Annotated in this window: 14 protein-coding genes and 1 tRNA gene; 8 read left to right on the top strand and 7 right to left on the bottom strand. The window is 64.3% G+C overall.

Translation table 11 applies throughout. The features are described from left to right. Positions 1-260: 260 nt before the first annotated feature. Both ACVINW_RS16795 and ACVINW_RS16790 read right to left on the bottom strand, forming a co-directional pair. Complete coding sequence (locus ACVINW_RS16795) at positions 261-1,148, bottom strand: helix-turn-helix domain-containing protein (RefSeq protein ID WP_456752333.1); 888 nt, start codon at positions 1,146-1,148, stop codon at positions 261-263. A 1,456-nt stretch (positions 1,149-2,604) separates the two neighbouring features. After that, positions 2,605-4,344, bottom strand: coding sequence for a peptidoglycan-binding protein (locus ACVINW_RS16790; protein ID WP_456752332.1), 1,740 nt, complete (start codon positions 4,342-4,344; stop codon positions 2,605-2,607). A 352-nt stretch (positions 4,345-4,696) separates the two neighbouring features. Between ACVINW_RS16790 and ACVINW_RS16785 the strand changes: the two genes are divergently transcribed. Further along, positions 4,697-5,122, top strand: coding sequence for a hypothetical protein (locus tag ACVINW_RS16785; protein ID WP_456752331.1), 426 nt, complete (start codon positions 4,697-4,699; stop codon positions 5,120-5,122). A gap of 331 nt (positions 5,123-5,453) precedes the next feature. Here the strand turns inward: ACVINW_RS16785 and ACVINW_RS16780 are convergent. Then, positions 5,454-5,528, bottom strand: a tRNA-Val gene (locus ACVINW_RS16780). Between the two features lie 77 nt (positions 5,529-5,605). Beyond that, complete coding sequence (gene cpdR / locus ACVINW_RS16775) at positions 5,606-5,965, bottom strand: cell cycle two-component system response regulator CpdR (RefSeq protein WP_016843340.1); 360 nt, start codon at positions 5,963-5,965, stop codon at positions 5,606-5,608. Positions 5,966-6,270: 305 nt separating this feature from the next. Here cpdR and ACVINW_RS16770 point away from each other — a divergent pair, with 305 nt between their 5' ends. The 3 genes from ACVINW_RS16770 (at position 6,271) to ACVINW_RS16760 (ending at position 9,589) form a co-directional block, all read left to right on the top strand. Then, on the top strand, positions 6,271-7,158 hold the full coding sequence (locus ACVINW_RS16770; RefSeq protein ID WP_456752330.1) for an N-formylglutamate amidohydrolase: 888 nt from the start codon (positions 6,271-6,273) through the stop codon (positions 7,156-7,158). A 695-nt stretch (positions 7,159-7,853) separates the two neighbouring features. Then, complete coding sequence (gene hisN, locus ACVINW_RS16765) at positions 7,854-8,633, top strand: histidinol-phosphatase (RefSeq protein WP_456752329.1); 780 nt, start codon at positions 7,854-7,856, stop codon at positions 8,631-8,633. 203 nt (positions 8,634-8,836) lie between these two features. After that, positions 8,837-9,589, top strand: coding sequence for a hypothetical protein (locus ACVINW_RS16760; protein WP_456752328.1), 753 nt, complete (start codon positions 8,837-8,839; stop codon positions 9,587-9,589). Between the two features lie 5 nt (positions 9,590-9,594). On the opposite strand, the gene ACVINW_RS16755 is transcribed toward ACVINW_RS16760, so the two are convergent. Further along, the gene (locus ACVINW_RS16755; protein WP_456752327.1) at positions 9,595-10,488 is read right to left on the bottom strand and encodes a LysR family transcriptional regulator; all 894 of its coding nucleotides are present in this window, start codon (positions 10,486-10,488) and stop codon (positions 9,595-9,597) included. A 110-nt stretch (positions 10,489-10,598) separates the two neighbouring features. Here ACVINW_RS16755 and ACVINW_RS16750 point away from each other — a divergent pair, with 110 nt between their 5' ends. Further along, a complete protein-coding gene (locus tag ACVINW_RS16750) occupies positions 10,599-11,351 on the top strand; it encodes a sulfite exporter TauE/SafE family protein (RefSeq protein WP_456752326.1) in 753 nt (250 codons plus the stop codon). A gap of 56 nt (positions 11,352-11,407) precedes the next feature. Here the strand turns inward: ACVINW_RS16750 and ACVINW_RS16745 are convergent, their stop codons facing one another. Next, on the bottom strand, positions 11,408-12,043 hold the full coding sequence (locus tag ACVINW_RS16745; protein WP_456752325.1) for a LysE family translocator: 636 nt from the start codon (positions 12,041-12,043) through the stop codon (positions 11,408-11,410). Between the two features lie 235 nt (positions 12,044-12,278). On the opposite strand from ACVINW_RS16745, the gene ACVINW_RS16740 reads away from it, so the two are divergent. After that, on the top strand, positions 12,279-14,078 hold the full coding sequence (locus ACVINW_RS16740) for an adenylate/guanylate cyclase domain-containing protein (RefSeq protein WP_456752324.1): 1,800 nt from the start codon (positions 12,279-12,281) through the stop codon (positions 14,076-14,078). 60 nt (positions 14,079-14,138) lie between these two features. After that, positions 14,139-14,798, top strand: coding sequence for a hypothetical protein (locus ACVINW_RS16735; protein ID WP_456752323.1), 660 nt, complete (start codon positions 14,139-14,141; stop codon positions 14,796-14,798). A gap of 27 nt (positions 14,799-14,825) precedes the next feature. Here ACVINW_RS16735 and ACVINW_RS16730 read toward each other — a convergent pair whose 3' ends face one another. Further along, positions 14,826-15,773: an alpha/beta fold hydrolase gene (locus ACVINW_RS16730; RefSeq protein WP_456752322.1), complete on the bottom strand. Its 948-nt coding sequence runs from the start codon at positions 15,771-15,773 to the stop codon at positions 14,826-14,828. Positions 15,774-15,993: 220 nt separating this feature from the next. On the opposite strand from ACVINW_RS16730, the gene ACVINW_RS16725 reads away from it, so the two are divergent. Next, positions 15,994-16,467 (top strand): Hsp20 family protein, encoded by a 474-nt coding sequence (locus ACVINW_RS16725; protein WP_456752321.1) that lies wholly within the window; start codon positions 15,994-15,996, stop codon positions 16,465-16,467. Positions 16,468-16,498: the final 31 nt, after the last annotated feature.

Here is a 16,498-nt window from a genome sequence, read left to right as displayed (position 1 = left end):
CCGCGCACGCGGAGAGATGAAGACGATCGCGCGACACGCGCTCGGCTTCCAGTCCTGGCCAACGATGTGTCGAACTCAACGAGCGCATCTTGCCACCCCGCGCTCGCTCGACTGCCCCATCAATGTGCCCCGAGTCGTCATAACCGAAAATGATAGACACATATTTGGCAACGTCACTCAGCAGGCCGTCCAAATAACGCGCAGATCGTCTCACAAGTTGAATGATTGGCCGATGCACCGTGAGGTATTTTATCGCGCCTTCAACCGGCAGTTGATCGACGGCGCGTGCGTTCGCGCATTTCGCGCGGGCTGACGCCGAACTCGCGGCGAAACGCGCGCGTGAAATCCGACGCCAGCTTGAAGCCGTTGCGATAGGCGATCTCCTGCACCTGCCTGTCGTTGAACGCGACGAGTTCGGCATGAGCGGCGCGCAGCCGCTTGCGCAGGATGTAGCCGGCGACGCCGCCGACGCTCTCGAATGCACGGTAGAGGGCGGAGCGCGAAATGCGCAATTGCTGCGCGATGCGATCCGGCGTGAGGTCAAACTCGCCGAGATGCGTCTCTATATAGAGTCGCGCACGCTCGAACAGCACCGACTCGATCGCGCCGTGCGAAGACTCGAGCCGATCCGAGGACAGCTGGACGCAGGCGGCGATCATCTGTGCGGTCGCCCGCCCCGCCTGCCGCAACTCGTCCGGCGACATCAGCATGATGCGCGTCTCCAGCCTGTCGAGATAGTCGGCAAGCAGCGCGGTCAGGTTGCCTTCGAGAAGAATATTGCAGAGCTCGTCGAACTGATCGGCCACCTCGGCGAACGACCTGCGCGGCAAGCCCAGCACCAGGCCCTCATAGTCCGTGATGCTGCCGCTGAAATCATCATCGAGCGAAATCAGGAACATGGCATCCGGCCCGGCGTGAATTCGTCGCCCGGCGCTCGCGAAGCGCGCTTCACCGGAGCGTACCCGGTAGAGCCACCAGATATCGACCGGCGCGCCCTGCGACGGTTTGATGACACGCGCGAACGATTGCGCGGCGAATCGTCCCGACGTGAAGACGATTTCGGCCATGTTGCAGGTCAGGTACTCCACCAGGAACCCTTGCGCGGGGCTATAGCCTTCGGGTGGCGCGACCTCGACCAGCGAGGCCATGCGCGTCTTCCAGACCTCGAACTGCTCCGATGGCGGATAAGGGCGTGTCGAGAACAGCCGCGGCGGTGCCGCAGCTATGTCCCTGATGTTCCGCGGCTCGCGCGGCATTGGAACATGTTCGAGGAGTTGCGATGCGCGTGGCGGCGTGTCGTCGTCTTGTCGCATGTACTTCCGTTCCCCGTTTTCGCAGACGACAGACATCGGCTCAACGGAGGGGCATTCCAAAGGTTGCGTCGCCTGCACCGAAAGGCCGGCGAATTCGGGAGATAAAGAAGCGGCATCCGGGAAAGCGAAGATCAGCCTGCTTACGCCGGCCGCTCCCGATAGGGCTGATGCAGGTTGCTGAGGCGGTCGTGCTCACACATGCTTTTTTCATCATCGTGGCGTCATGGCCGTATCCGACCCGACTGATCTAGAGAACACTTTGCGCGATAGCCAGAGGAGCGGCAACGCGCGCCGCGAAGAATTGCACGATTGCCTTCACGCGATGCGATCGCGCAACGCATCGTCCAAGAGACTTCAGAAAATGTTAGCGATCTCGGCGCTGTGGGACAGCGGATATAACGGCAGGAAGCGGAGGTAAGCACGGTACATGACATATCGAGACCTCTGCGACGATCGCCGCGACCAGGCATGGGGACGTCTGCCTATTCCTGCGCCAATCCACCGCATGCGGCGTGACTGCAAACCCTGTGGCATGCGGCCGTACACACTGTCGCTGCTTGCGGCATTTACATATGAGTGTCGAGGTGGCGGAAGTCACAACGGCTCATCGAATTTTTTGGTTCACTGAATTTTTGCCGGGAGTGTTGCGCGCCAGATAGCACTGTCCCATCGCGCGGCTGTGCCGGCGCCTCGCGATCGTTGACACGAGCAGCGTGAGGAAGCCACCGGCGGATGCGCTCCCTCCCCCCTCTTGTCCGCCGGAGCCTCTTGGCGAAGGCGGATGCGGGGGAGGGTTGGGGAGAGGGTGCCACACGGCGAACTCTCTCAATACTTCGCGCAGCACACGATCGGCGTCGAGAAAGCGATGCTCGTCTCGATCATCTCGCCCGAGGCGCGCCCCTCGCCCCGCCCTCTCCGCAACGCGGGGCGATCGCACATGTCTACGGCTCCGTCCCATCGGACGGCGTTAGGCGCACTGCACGTTTTCTGGATAATAGAATAATGCCGCTGATTTGCCCGACGTGTCAAGTCGACATATCGAATGCCGGCACGCCGACGGCTCCTTTGCATGGGGTTGTTTTGCAGGTTTTGATGCGCCCCTGCCGAGGCAGGCCAGATGCCATAGCCCTGCCTTAAAAGGGGAGGGCCGCCTCACTCGTCAGAGCGAGCGGGCGGGGACCTGCTCTCTCCGCCGACTGTGCAGTCCGCGGCCACCCATCCCGACCTTCCCCCTTGCGGGGGAAGGAGAAGTGGGAGGTTTTCGAAGCGCTGCCGATCGGATGGATAGAGCCTACTTCCGATCGGAACCCTGCGCCGGCGTCTGTGGGCTCGTGCTTGAGCCTGACGACGGTGGAGCGTTGTTTTGGTTCGGCTGATTGGACGACGAGGTCTGGCCGGTGCTCGGCTGGTTGCCGCCGCTGCCCTGCCCGACGGTGGACTGGTTCTGCGGCGCGGCCTGTCCCGTCGTATTCTGCTGCGGGGCCTGCTGCTGAGCCGACGGCTGGTTTCCGGCCTGGCCAGACGTCGACTGGTTCTGTGGCGCGTTCGCCTGACCCGTGGTCTGCCCTGTCGTGTTTTGCTGGGCAGGCTGCTGCGTGCCGGTCTGGTCGGTCGACTGGTTTTGCGGCACGTCGTTGGTCTGGCCGGTCGTCTGTCCCGTCGTGTTTTGCTGGGTGCGGCTCTGACCGACTGTTGACGATCCCCGCCCCGCGGCCTCGCCGATCCTGTCGGACAGGCCCAGTGCGGCCACCGTGCGGGTGTCGACGCTGCCGCTCGTCGTTAGGCCTTCTCGGCGCTGGAACGTGATCAGCGCCTCGCGGGTCCGCGAGCCGAGCACGCCGTCGGCCTCACCAACCAACAGGCCGCGGTCGATCAGCACTTGCTGCACCTCACGGATCTGTTGCGGGCTCAGGTCCATCATCGCAACGCTGCCGCCACTGCGGCCGCGATGGCTGAAGCGCGTCCGCGGTCCGACCGGGACCACGTCGACGACCCGACGATCGCGATCGAGAAATACGACCTCGTCCTCGACGATGAAGAAGCTGTCGTCGCGATAGTACGGGAATGCATCGATCAGCGCCGGGAAGGCGGCGACCGAAATTGCGTTGAACCTCCGCGGCACCGCCACGCCCGGATTGACCGCGAAATTGATCGCGTTGACATTGATGCGTGGCGCATTGCGCGCAGAGAGCACCGAGCGCTGGATCGTGCTCTGCTGCTCGGCGGTCACGGTGCGCCCGGCCTCGGTCTGGACCGCGGCGTTCGACTGGGTCTGGGCCGTTGTGTTGGCCTGCCCAGTGGTCTGTCCGGAATTGATCTGTCCGGATTTGGCGCCGGAGTTGACCTGGCCCTGCGTGGTGCCCGGTTGCTGGGTGGCCGCACCGGTCGTCTGGCCGGCTCGCGTGTTCGGGCTCGTGGTCGTGCTCTGGCCGGTTGTCGTGCTCGCACCTCTGCGCTGACCGGTCGTGGTGCCCTGATTGCGATTGGCGGCGTTGGCCCGGTCCTGCTGCTGCTGGCTTTGCCGCGTGGTGGCGCTGCCGCTTTCACGGGATTCCGATCGGCCGACCTGCTCGCGCTGGCTTCGGCTTTGCCCGATGGTCTGCTCCTGGCGGCCCTGATTGCGCTGGCTCTGCCGATCGCCTCGCTGCTCGACGCGGCCGCTGTCGCGGGCCTGCCCGGTGGTCTCGCCGCGCATGCTCTCGCCGCGCTCGGCTGCGCCGCGGCCCATCCGACTTTCAGCACGGCCGCTTTCCCCTGGCTCCTTTGGGCTCGCGCCCTGCCCTCGGCCGACGGTCATGCCCTCGCTTCGCGACGCCCCGGGACCTTCATGCATTGCACCGCCGGAACGCCCGCCCGACGGACCTGCAGACGGTGCGCGCTCGCTACCGCCGGCGCCGACGCTGCCGCCGCCACCGATGTTGCCTCCGCCACCGCCGCCCTCGCGCAGGCCCTGCGCCGATGCGAGACCGACGCCAGCCAACAGCACGGCTGTCGTCAGCAGAAACTTGCTCTTGATGATCTTGCTGTGCATTGCTGATTCCTCCTGAGATTTGGCGGCTGTTCAGTTCGCGAAAGCTGCTGCCAATGTCTGGCGCTCACTCCGCCACGGCCGCTGCCCCGCGAAGCCAACGAAATCTGCGGCACCGCGCGCGCGATTCATCGGTGAACTGCCTTGCAGGAAAACAACGTCGCCGCCCTCGCCGTTCCTCGACCATCCGCGGCGCGACATTTCGCGCCGGGGGAACTGCGACAGGATCCCTTCTGAGCCGGCTGGCCGGTGTCCGATTCCGCTTGAGGAACCTTTCTGCAGGCGCGCTGCCGGCAGCAACCAACGCCGCTCCACTCCGTTGACCGGCTGGGCAATCACTATCGAGGAGGATCTGATGAGGAAGACAGCCCTTGTTCTTGCGACAGCCGGTGCACTCGGAGTGAGCGCGATTGCAGCGCCCGCACCCGCCGAAGCGCGCGGCGGGTTCGGTCCGGCGCTCGCAGGCGGATTGATCGCCGGCGCCGTGGTCGGCGGCCTCGCCTCATCCGCCTATGGCTACGGCTACCCGGGCTATGGCTACGGTTATGGCTACGCACCGGCCTACTATGCGCCCGGTTACGACGCATACGCCTATGATTACGACGACTACGGCTACGCGCCGTATCGTTGGGGCGGCGGATACACCACGACATATTATAGCGGCTACGGGCCGGCCTATTACGGCTACCGCTATCGTCACGTGGTGCGGCCGGCATACGCCTCATACGCCTACTATCGCGGCGGCTACCCGCGTTGGCATCATCGCTGGCATCATTGGTGAGATCGGTCAGGCCGAGCGCGCGGTCGTGTGATGATCGGAAGCCGAGCCCTGCCGCTTCATTCCGAAGTATGGCGTGCCGAGCCGATGCTCGCAGCCAGAGGCCCGCCTTCGCCCGGTGGCTTCGGCGCGACAGTCCGTCTTCGCCTTCACTGCGTTCAAGCTACGCCGGACACGCTTCGCACAGAAGGTCTCCGGCGTGGCTGCGCCACGCGAAGCCCGTCCATAGATGATATGAAGCGTGGCTTGCCGAGCCGAAGCTCGCGGCCAAAAGGCCCGCCTTCGCCCGTCGGGCTTCGGCGTGGCATCCTTCTCTCGCTGCGCGAGCGAAGGATGGTGGGTGCGACAGGGATCGAACCTGTGACCCCTACCATGTCAAGGTAGTGCTCTCCCGCTGAGCTACGCACCCAAAGCCATTTGGATCGGGTCCCTATAACGGACGGCGGCGGGGCAGGCAAGGACGCAAAGTGAAGGTTTTTTGGCGAATCAGGCCGCCAGCAACTTATTCACTTCGCTAACCAATTCCCTGAGGTGCACGGGCTTGGCCAGCACCTTGGCGTTTTTCGGCGCCTCCGAATCGGAATTGAGGGCCACGGCGGCGAAGCCGGTGATGAACATGATCTTGATGTCGGGATCGAGTTCCGAAGCACGGCGGGCAAGCTCGATGCCGTCCATCTCTGGCATCACGATGTCGGTGAGCAGCATTTCAAACGGCTCCTCGCGCAGCCGCTGGTAGGCCGACATGCCGTTGTCGTGCGGCGAGACCTTGAAACCCGCATTTTCAAGCGCCTTGACCAGGAAGCGGCGCATATCGGTATCGTCTTCGGCGAGGAGAATTTTCGGCATGGCAGGAATCGTCGAATCCGGCTGGAGGATCAGTCCGAACAGTAAGCCCGACAGACGGTAAATTTCGGGTGAAATTTGCGTCAAGCCTGAAGCGTCGGGCCAACGACTATTTGTGGACCGAACCACCCATGGAATCAACCGGCTGCGGCATTTGCTGCCTTTCAGACGCGTTCCAGCGGATACCGCACTCTTTTCACTTGGCAGAATGATCGCGATTACCGACAATGCCCGCCCATAAATCTCCGCTTTTCCGGCAGAATCAATTCTTGCGGGGCGAGGCGGACGCAAGGGACGGCGCCAAGGGAATGAGCGAATTTGCTGGCGAGTTGTCGCCCCCGTTCGAGATCGTTGAGCCGCAGGCCTGGCGCGCGCCGATCATCTTCAATTCTCCGCATTCAGGCTCGGTCTATCCGGCCGAGTTCCTGGAGGCGTCGCGAATCGACGTGACGTCGCTGCGCCGCTCCGAAGACAGTTTCATGGACGAGCTGATCGCGGGCTTGAGCGATCGCGGCTTTCCGATCGTCCGGGTCAACTTCCCGCGCTCCTATGTCGACGTGAACCGCGAGCCCTACGAGCTCGACCCGCGGATGTTCACCGGGCGGCTTCCGAGCTTTGCCAACACGCGCTCGATGCGGGTGGCCGGCGGGCTGGGCACCATCCCGCGGGTGGTCGGCGACGGCCAGGAGATCTATCGCGAGCGGCTCGAGGTCGACGAGGCGCTGCGGCGGATCGAGCTGCTCTACAAGCCCTATCACCGCGCATTGCGCCGGCTGATCAACAAGGCGCACCAGGCGTTCGGCGCCGTGATCCTGGTCGACTGCCACTCGATGCCGTCGGTCGGCGTCTCGCGCGACGAGCCGCGCCGGCCCGACGTCGTGATCGGCGACCGCTACGGCACGAGCTGTGCGCCGCTGCTGCCCGATCTGGTCGAGGAGGTCATGGGTTCGCTCGGTCATTCGATCGGCCGCAACAAGCCCTATGCCGGCGGCTTCATCACCGAGCATTACGGCAACCCGGCGAGTGGCCTGCACACCGTGCAGATCGAGCTCAACCGCGCGGTCTATATGGATGAGCGCCGCCGCGAACGCGGACCGCGCTTCGCCCAGGTGGCGGACGATTTTGCAACGCTGGCGGACGCGCTCGCGAAAATCCCGTTCGGAGATCTCGGCCCGTTCCAGGCGGCGGCGGAGTGAAGGATCGTTCGTCGAGCCGCTGTGCCGATGAAGTCATGAACTGCGAATTCAGAATGGCGATGCGATAAGCGCCGAATTGGATTCCCAATTCACTTGCGAAAACGTTGGCCGAAGAAAAAAGGGCCGCTTGAATGAACAAGCGGCCCAAGTCTAGGGAGGAAACGCCCAAGGAGGGCAGCGATAGCGCGAGGCGCTACCGCACCGCAACAATATGCGACCGCGCTGCACAAAACGCAAGAACTTTCGAAACATTTCCTGGGAAATGTTGGAAGCTCTGGCAGATCTGCAACAGGTCAGCGGGAGCGGCTTTCCGCATGTAGGATCAATATCTTACAGGGGAACGCCCGGGCGGCCAGCGTTCGGCGCATAGCTTGTATACCAGAACTCGCAACTTCGTGATCCGTCCTGAGGCCGGCCAGACTTTCGAATCCGAAGCCAAATCGAAAGCGCGAAGCCAAGCCAGAACCAAGTCAGAAACCAGGTCATCAGGCTGGGATAACACTCCGTTAATCGTGCGCGCCGCATTGGATTGAGCTAGAGCGTTTTCGAGCGAAGTGGCTACCGGTTCGCGTAAAGAAAGCGCGTCAAAACAAGAATCCAGAGCCCCGTTCCGATTCCATCGGAACGGAAAAGGCTCTAGGCAAGAGCAGGATTCGAACTTCTATCGCCTCGTTTGCGCATTTCAGGGACATGCCGTGACGGTCATCGACTTTACCGCCTTCATCGGCCGCCTCGCGACGGCATCGGGCGAAACCATCCTGCCGTTCTTCCGCACCTCGCTCTCGGTCGACAACAAGAGCTCGAACGATTTCGATCCGGTCACCGAGGCCGATCGCGCCGCGGAAGCGGTGATGCGGCGGCTGATCAAGGCGAACTTCCCCCAGCACGGCATCGTCGGCGAGGAATTCGGCAATGAGCGAGAGGATGCCGACTATGTCTGGGTGCTCGATCCGATCGACGGCACCAAATCCTTCATCGCCGGCTTTCCGATCTGGGGCACGCTGATCGCCCTGCTGCACAAAGGTACGCCGGTATTCGGCATGATGCATCAGCCCTATATCGGCGAGCGCTTCTCGGGCGACAACGGCTCGGCGAATTACTCCGGGCCGTCGGGCGAACGACGACTTGCGGTGCGGCGCTGCGCCTCGCTGAAGGAGGCGACCGCCTTCACCACGAGTCCCCTTCTGATGAATCCGGAGGACCGCACCCGCTTCGGCCGGATCGAGAATGCGGTCCGCCTGTCTCGCTACGGCGGCGACTGCTACTCCTATTGCATGCTCGCAGCCGGCCATCTCGACCTCGTAGTCGAGACCGAGCTGAAGCCGTACGACATCGCCGGACTGATCCCGATCGTCACCGGTGCCGGCGGCATCGTCACCACCTGGGACGGCAAGCCGGCGCAAGGCGGCGGCCGCATCATCGCCGCCGGCGACCCCCGCGTGCACGAGGCCGCGATGAAGCTGCTGAACGCCTGATTCTCGAGTTGCCGAGCTATTGGCATGCCCGACCTCGTCATCGAGAACTGGTGCGGCATGATCTCGCCCGCAGCGGTTTTGGACAGCCACACACAACTTTCCCGCGAATCGTGCATGTCGATTTAACCGATGTGTCAGGAATGCAGCCTAGCTTCGCTCTCGCGGCCGGGAGGTGGCCGTAGCACGTCCGTTTGGAGTTCATGATGCCGCTGCTGACCGATCGGCTGGATCCCGCGGCGCTCGCCGCGGAGCTTGACCAGAAGGGCTTCGTCTGCATCGAGAATGCGATCGATCCGGCCTGGATCGAGCGGGCGCAGGGCTACGTCCACGGCCTGGTCGAGCAAAAGGGCAAGCGCTATTTCGCGCTGAACTGGCTGTCGCGCAACGAAGGCACGCCGCCACAGGAATTGACCGGCGATCCACAGATGCGCCGGCTCCTCACGAGGCTCGCGCAAATCGGCTGCCCGAGGGCGAAGCTGGACGAGGAGATCTATACCGGCCTGCGCGTCGTCGCCGGTCGCACCGGCGACGAGCGATCGTTGCTCTACCACTACGACAAGCATGTCATCACGGCGCTGGCACCAATCCTGATCCCGGACGGGCCGAAGCGGCGCGCCGGCGAGCTGATCGTGTTTCCGAACCGGCGTGGCTATCGCCGGTTCACCTTCCTCAACATCGTCGAAAAGGCGATCACACAGAGCAACTGGTACCGCAACCGCGTCACGCGCGCCCTGGCGGAGGGCGACCTGCCGAACATCAAATATCTGAAGCCCGGCAACCTCTATCTGTTCTGGGGCTACCGGACCTATCATGCCAATTTCCCGGTCGCCAGCGACGCGGTTCGCGCGACGATGCTGCTCCATTACGGCGATCCGCATCCGGGCAGCCTGATCCTGAAGGCCAACACGGTGCGGCAAAACCGCGACGAGCGCCGCATCGCGCAGGAAGCCTCGTAAGACTCTCAGCGTTGCGCTTCGGCCCGCAGATAGTCCACGAGCTGCTTGGCGGCGCGCGGCAGCGCCTTGAAGCTGCGGGCGCAGATCGTCAGCCGGCGGTTGGCCCAGCCGTCGCGGATCCTGATCGTCGTGATCGGCATCGCAGCCGCACAGCGCCGCGCGGCGGTTTCCGGGATCACCGCGATGCCGACATCGGCGGCGACCATCTGGCAGATGGCGTCGAAGCCGCGCAGGCGGGCGCGGAAACGCAGCCGCGCGCCGAGCTTGGCCGCATGCCGGGAAATATGCACCTGCAGCGCGGACGTTGCCGTCAGGCCGACGAAATCGCGGCCGACCACTTCCTGGAAGTCGATCTGGCGACGGCTGCCGAGATCGCTGCGCCGCGACGCCACCAGCATCAGGCGGTCCTCGCTGAACAGGAAGCGCTCGACGCTGTCGGGCAGCGCGTGTTCGGCGGCGAAACCGAGATCGGCGGCGCCGCTCGCGATCGCGGTCGCGATATCGGTGCTCTCGCGCTCCTCGACATCGACACTGATATCGGGATGCTCGTGCAGGAAGGCCGCGAGCGCCCGCGGCAGATGTTCCGACAGACCCGAGGTATTGGCGAGCAGCAGCACGTTGGCGCGGACGCCGCTGGCATAGGCGGCGAGGTCGCTCTGCAACGCCTCGACATTGTGGATCACGATGCGGGCATGGCCGAGCAGGCTCTCGCCCGCAGCGGTCAGTTCGACGCCGCGGCGGCCGCGCTTGAGCAGTGCGACGCCGAGCGCCTCCTCGAGGCCCTTGATCCGCTCGCTGGCCGAGGCCAGCGCCATGTTGGCACGCACCGCGCCCTGGGTGATACTGCGCGCATCGGACACCGCGATGAACAATTGCAAATCGATCAGGTCGAACCGCATGACATGTTCCGCCCCATTATCTTCTTCCGCCCCGCGCCTTCGGACCGTCCGAAGGCTAACTCCGTAACCTCCAGATTGTGCCGATCGCGTCGATCGGTCAATGTGCCGTCATGGTCGACCATCTCCTGATCTTCATTGCCTTCGCCTTCCTGCTGGCCGGCTTCGTCAAGGGCACGCTCGGCCTCGGCCTGCCGACGGTCGCGATGGGGCTGCTCGCAACCACCATGGCGCCGGGCCAGGCGATTGCGATCGTGATCGTGCCGGCGATCGTCACCAATATCTGGCAGACCTTCGTCGGCCCCTATTTGCGCGACATCCTCAGGCGGCTGTGGCCGCTGATGCTCGGCACCGTCGTCGGAATCTGGATCAATGCCGGGCTGTTGACCGGGCCATACGCGGCCTACGGCACCGTGGTGCTCGGCGTGCTGCTGGTGATCTACGCGATCGTTGGCTTGAGCAGGTTCAACTTCAAGGTCAGGCGGCGCGACGAGAAGTGGATCGGCGGCATCGTCGGCGTCGTCACCGGACTGATCTCGGCCGCGACCGGCGTGCAGGTCATCCCCTCGATGCCGTTCATGCAGGCGATCGGCATGGAGCGCGACGAGCTGGTGCAGGCGCTCGGCGTCTTCTTCACCACCGCAACGCTCGCACTCGCCTTCAACCTGACGGCCTCGGGCCTCTTGACGGCGGCCACCGCGCTGCCGGGCGCGGTCGCGATGGCGGCATCGTTCATCGGCATGTTCATCGGCCAGGCGGTCCGCACGCGGATGCAGCCTGATGTGTTCCGCCGCTGGTTCCTGATTTCGATGATCCTGCTCGGCCTCTATCTCGCCGGCAGCGCGCTGCTCAAGATCCACGGATAAGCGTGATCCGGAAACGTCTGAAGCCGTTTTCCGAGCAGGCCGTGCACAAGTGATAGCTAGCGCGCCTCCAGCATGGCGACGCGGACGCCGAGATAGATGAAGAGCGCGCCGAGCGAGCGGTTGATCCAGGCGACCACGCCGCCCGATTGCCGGATGCGGCCGGCGGCCCTCGCCGCAAAGGCCGCAAGACCAAGGCACCACACCGTGCCGCCGGTGATAAAGATCAGCCCGAGCACCAGGAAGGCGAGCGTCTTGTGGGCGGAGTCCGCCGCCACGAATTGCGGCAGGAACGCCAGGAAGAACAGCGCAACCTTGGGGTTGAGGATGTTGGTCAGCGCCCCCTGCCAGAACACGCGCGAGATCGAGGTCTCGCCGCCCTGCCCCGTGATCTCAGCGATCGGCTTGGCGCGCGACAGCAGCATCTGCAAGCCGGTCAGCACCAGATAGGCCGCCCCGATCAGCTTGACCGCCAGGAACGCGGTCGACGACGCCATCAGCAGCGCGGAGAGCCCGATCGCCGCGCCGAACACGTGGACCAGGCAGCCGCAACTGATGCCGATCGCGGCAGCCGCGCCGCCCCGCCATCCGAGCTGGATCGTGCGCCCGATGATATAGGCGGTATCCGGACCCGGCGTGACGTTGAGCAGCAGCCCGGACAGGACGAAGAGCCAGAGTTCGTGAATTCCCAGCATGCCTGCGTTAACCTATCTAAGTAGGGGTCCGGAAAGGGCGATCGGCCGGCTTGCGCCATCGCGGCGACACACGAATTCCGTAGAGAAACGGTGGTACGATCCGTTGGTCGCATGCCAATTCCTGCTACTATGCATTATAGCTGCCCGTAAACCGAGCTTCCGCCGGACCCGGCCTGTCTTGTAAGTATCGGATTCGGTCACCTCGGCTAAGTGGCCATTCCAGGGCACAGGAGACATGGAAAGACGGCTCGCTGCCATTCTTTGCGCCGACATCGCCGGCTATTCCCGCATGATGGGTGCCGACGAGGCGGGGACGCATGCCTCGTTCAAGGCGCATCGCAGTGCGATCTACCCGATTATCCTCAACCATGGCGGCAGGATCGTCAAAAACACTGGCGACGGCTTCCTGCTGGAATTTCCGAGCATCATCGGCGCGATCGAGGCTGCCGTCGCGATGCAGACGCTGATGGCCGAGCGCAACGAGCACCTGCCGGCCGACCGCGCCATGCACTTCCGGATGGGCGTCCACATGGGCGACGTCATGGCCGACGAGGACGAGGTGTTCGGCGACGACGTCAATATCGCCGTCCGTCTCGAGACGGTGGCAAAGCCCGGCGGGATCGCGGTGTCCGACAAGGCCCGCACCGAATCGGGGCGACGGCTGGCCGTCACCCTGGTGGACGCCGGCCCGCACCGCTTCAAGAACATCGCCGAACCGATCCATGTCTGGACCTGGGCGCCGGCCGGATCCGATCATCAGGAAAAGACCCCGGACGACGGCCCGCATCTGCCGGGGCAATACCGGACCGCGATCGTCGGCGTGCTGCCGTTCGACAATCTCAGCGGCGGTGCCGACGAATATTTCTCGGACGGTCTGACCGAGGATCTGATCCACGCGCTGTCGCTGCAATCCTTCTACCGCGTGCTGAGCCGCAATTCGACCTTCGCCTACAAGGGCAAGAACGTCTCGACCCGCCTGATCGCGCGTGAGATCGACGCCACCTATCTGATCCAGGGCTCGGTGCGCCGCGCCGGCAACAAGATCCGCGTCTCCGCCGAACTGATCGCGCCCGAGAAGGGCGAGCAGTTGTGGACCGGCCGCTACGACCGCGACATGGGCGACCTGTTCGCGATGCAGGACGAGATCACCGCCAATCTCTCTGCCGCTGTTGCCCAGGAAATCTACCGCGCCGAGGCCTCGGCACCGGCGCGCTCGCCGAATGCCGAAATCACGGCTTGGGATCGCTTCCTGAAGGGTCTGTCGCACTACTATCACCAGACCAAGGACGATTGCGAAACCGCGATCGCGCTTTTCAAGGAAGCAATCCAGCTCGATCCCGCACTGTCGATCGCGCGCGCCTATCTGGCGCTGATCCAGATCCAGAGCATCCAGTTCGGCTGGATTCCGAGCACGCGCGAATTATGGGCCTCGTCGGTCAGCCTGGCCGAGAGCAGCGTGCGGCTCGACCCGCGCTCCTCGTTCGCGTTTTCGCTGCTGGCCTATCTGCACGCGATGCAGGGCCACTACGAAGCCGCGATGGACGCCATCAAGCGGGCGATCGAGCTCAACCCCTACGATATGGGTGCGCGCGGCGTGCTCGGAATTTGCCACATGGTGATCGGCGACCACCGCAAGGCGGTCGATCTGTTCTCGACGGCGGTCCAGCGCGGCAACAGCGACCCGCGCTACCAGTGGGCGGCGCTGAACGCATTCAGCCATTATCTGCTCGGGCAATATGACGCATCGCTGTCATGGTCGCGCGAGGGGCTCTATCTCAACCCGAACCATCTGCAGTGCCTTGCGGTGCGCGCCGCAGCGCTCGCCCAGCTCGGACGCAAGGACGAGGCGGCCCAGGCTGCGGAGGCGCTGCTTGGCAACTATCCCGACCTGACCGTCAAACGCCATCTGCGCAATTTCCACTGGAAGAACCCGGACGATATCGCGCTTTATCGCGACGGCCTCTTGAAAGCCGGCGTCCCCTTCGGCAAACTCGTTCTGGTTGCATCCGGATCGAAACTCGCCGCCGACTCCTGAGCGAGTTCATTCACCGGTAATGGATGCTTTTTAAGCTGAAGCTTTTCAGGATGTGGTTTGATGTCCGATCCGGCTGCAAGCGCGGCACCCGCCCCGCAGGTTTCCCCTGACAATCCCTGCCCGTTCCTGCGCGCGCTGGTCGCCGGCAACTATGTCGGCGGCCATCTCGTGCCGCTGCCGGAGCTGACCGCAACCATCGACCGCGCCACCGGCAAGACCGGGCTTCCGGCGCTCAGCGCCGGCGCGAAGATCTTCATGGTCGCGCAGATGGCCAACGGCATCGGCCCGTTCAGCCAGATGCGAAGCCTGTTGCAGGGCGCCATCCTCGACGAATTGCGCAACGGCCCGCTCGACAAGCACGGCGCCGGCTCGCGCATCCTCGACCAGCATGCCGTGGTGCATGAGGACGAGATCGCGCGGCTCGCCACCTTCGGCAGCGACTACAAGGCGCCCGACGGCAGTGTCGAACGCGGATTGTCGGCCTCCGAGATCAAGACCTTCATGGCGGCGAACTTCCAGCGTGCCAAGGACGAGCATCCGCCGTCCTACGGCATGCTGCACTGCTACTATCCGCTCTTGATGCTCGGCGAGTGGCCGGTGCTGCTCGACATCATGGGCAAGGGCGAAGGCAGGGACCGCTATCTTAGCGTCGCCGAGGTCAGGACCCTGTTCGTCGAGAAGCGCTTTCCCGAGCGGATCGTCGCGCTGCTCAACGGCTGAGCCGCAGACGCCGCGCCAGCAAATTGCTCACTTGAACAGCGGCGTGCCCGGCACGAAGGCGTCGAACGCCGCCCAGAATTGCGCCCTATAGCGGTCCTGCTCTTGCAGGATCTCGTGCTTGGCGCCGGCGATCACCAGATGCGAGCCGGCGCGCAGATGATAGGCGAACTCCTCGATCGCCGCGGTCGACACCACCTCGTCATTGCTCGCCGCCAGCATCAGGATCGGCTGGCGGATCTCGGACGGATACGACATGCCGCGGAAGGTGCGCATCGCGGTGAATGCGGTGTCGGCCCAGGCGATCGTCGGCGCCGCGATGCCGAGCGTCGGATCCTCTTCCAGGATCGCTGCGTTGCGGGCGTGGCGCACCGGATCGCTGGTCACGGGATTGCCGATGAAGGGCGCGAGGCCGACCAGTTCGTCGGTGCCGCCCGGCACGTAGCGGCCGCCCTGCCCGGCCAGTCGCATGATCCTGAGCAGCGCGCTCGGCAACAGCGACACGCGGCCGCGCGGCAGGTCGATCATCGGCGCCGACAGCACCATGCGGTCGAACCAGCGCTTGCCGGCATGTGCGAGGCGCAGCATCACCGCGCCGCCCATCGAATGCGCCAGCGCGAAATAGGGCGGCGGGCAATCCGGCAGCACCACCTGCTGCACGAAGGTCTCGACGTCGACCTCGTAGTCGGCGAAGTCGCGCACATAACCCTTCCGCGGATCGCGCAGCCGCCGCGACGAGTGGCCCTGCCCGCGCCAGTCGATCATTGCCACCGCAAAGCCGCGGTCGCGCAGGTCGCGCACCGTCTCGAAATATTTTTCGATCATCTCGCCGCGCCCGGCAAACACGCAGACCGTGCCCTTGCGGCCGGGCGGCGGCGCCCAGCGCGCGAAGCGCAGCTCGGCTCCATCGGGGGTCTTGATGGTGCCACTGACAACGTCGTCCGGAACCGGGTTGGCGGGGATCGAGACGAGCGTCATGCAGGAGACCGGACCGGTGAGACAGGGTGGAGATCAAGGACGCCGGCGCAAAAAAAGCGACGCGGTTTCCGCCCCTTGAACGCGACGTGACCCCTCCCATATCACCGGAGTGCAGGCCGCTACCAGTGTTTCGGACCCGGAACATCAGGCTGCACACATCTAAGCCCGGCCCGATGGCGGGCGGGTAACTGAAACAGTCGCTCACTGGAGGACTCATCCTATGCGTAGCTACGACCTCACTCCGTTTTATCGTTCCACCGTCGGCTTCGACCGTCTCTTCAACCTGCTCGATCAGGTGACCTCGGACGGCAGCCCCGGCTATCCCCCCTACAACATCGAGCGCACCGGCGAGAATGCTTACCGGATCAGCGTTGCGGTCTCCGGCTTCTCGCAGGCCGAGCTTTCGATCGTCGCGAAGGAGAACACGCTGACGATCAAGGGCGAGAAAACCGCCAACGAGAATTCCGGCAACGGCTCCGAAGTGCTCTATCGCGGCATCGCCTCGCGCGCCTTCGAGCGCGCCTTCCAGCTTGCCGACTTCGTACAGGTGAAGAACGCCTCGCTCGAGAACGGCCTGCTCCACGTCGATCTCGTCCGCGAGATTCCCGAGGCCAAGAAGCCCCGCAGCATTCCGATCGGCAGCGGCGAGAAGGCGCCGCAGGTCGTCGACGGCTCGGCCAAGGTCGCGGCCTAAGCACCATCTCCAGCGTCAGCAGATATTGGCT

Source organism: Bradyrhizobium sp. USDA 4461, assembly GCF_054055655.1.
Note: the sequence above shows the minus strand (reverse complement) of the source record. Positions and strands in the feature narration are given on the sequence as shown.

What these genes read in the sequence shown, in the direction of transcription:
- ACVINW_RS16795 (WP_456752333.1), bottom strand. Translation starts at nt 1,148, where the DNA reads ATGGCCTCGCTGGTCGAGGTCGCGCCACCCGAAGGCTATAGCCCCGCG.
- ACVINW_RS16790 (WP_456752332.1), bottom strand. Translation starts at nt 4,344, where the DNA reads ATGCACAGCAAGATCATCAAGAGCAAGTTTCTGCTGACGACAGCCGTG.
- ACVINW_RS16785 (WP_456752331.1), top strand. Translation starts at nt 4,697, where the DNA reads ATGAGGAAGACAGCCCTTGTTCTTGCGACAGCCGGTGCACTCGGAGTG.
- cpdR (WP_016843340.1), bottom strand. Translation starts at nt 5,965, where the DNA reads ATGCCGAAAATTCTCCTCGCCGAAGACGATACCGATATGCGCCGCTTC.
- ACVINW_RS16770 (WP_456752330.1), top strand. Translation starts at nt 6,271, where the DNA reads ATGAGCGAATTTGCTGGCGAGTTGTCGCCCCCGTTCGAGATCGTTGAG.
- ACVINW_RS16760 (WP_456752328.1), top strand. Translation starts at nt 8,837, where the DNA reads ATGCCGCTGCTGACCGATCGGCTGGATCCCGCGGCGCTCGCCGCGGAG.
- ACVINW_RS16755 (WP_456752327.1), bottom strand. Translation starts at nt 10,488, where the DNA reads ATGCGGTTCGACCTGATCGATTTGCAATTGTTCATCGCGGTGTCCGAT.
- ACVINW_RS16750 (WP_456752326.1), top strand. Translation starts at nt 10,599, where the DNA reads ATGGTCGACCATCTCCTGATCTTCATTGCCTTCGCCTTCCTGCTGGCC.
- ACVINW_RS16745 (WP_456752325.1), bottom strand. Translation starts at nt 12,043, where the DNA reads ATGCTGGGAATTCACGAACTCTGGCTCTTCGTCCTGTCCGGGCTGCTG.
- ACVINW_RS16740 (WP_456752324.1), top strand. Translation starts at nt 12,279, where the DNA reads ATGGAAAGACGGCTCGCTGCCATTCTTTGCGCCGACATCGCCGGCTAT.
- ACVINW_RS16735 (WP_456752323.1), top strand. Translation starts at nt 14,139, where the DNA reads ATGTCCGATCCGGCTGCAAGCGCGGCACCCGCCCCGCAGGTTTCCCCT.
- ACVINW_RS16730 (WP_456752322.1), bottom strand. Translation starts at nt 15,773, where the DNA reads ATGACGCTCGTCTCGATCCCCGCCAACCCGGTTCCGGACGACGTTGTC.
- ACVINW_RS16725 (WP_456752321.1), top strand. Translation starts at nt 15,994, where the DNA reads ATGCGTAGCTACGACCTCACTCCGTTTTATCGTTCCACCGTCGGCTTC.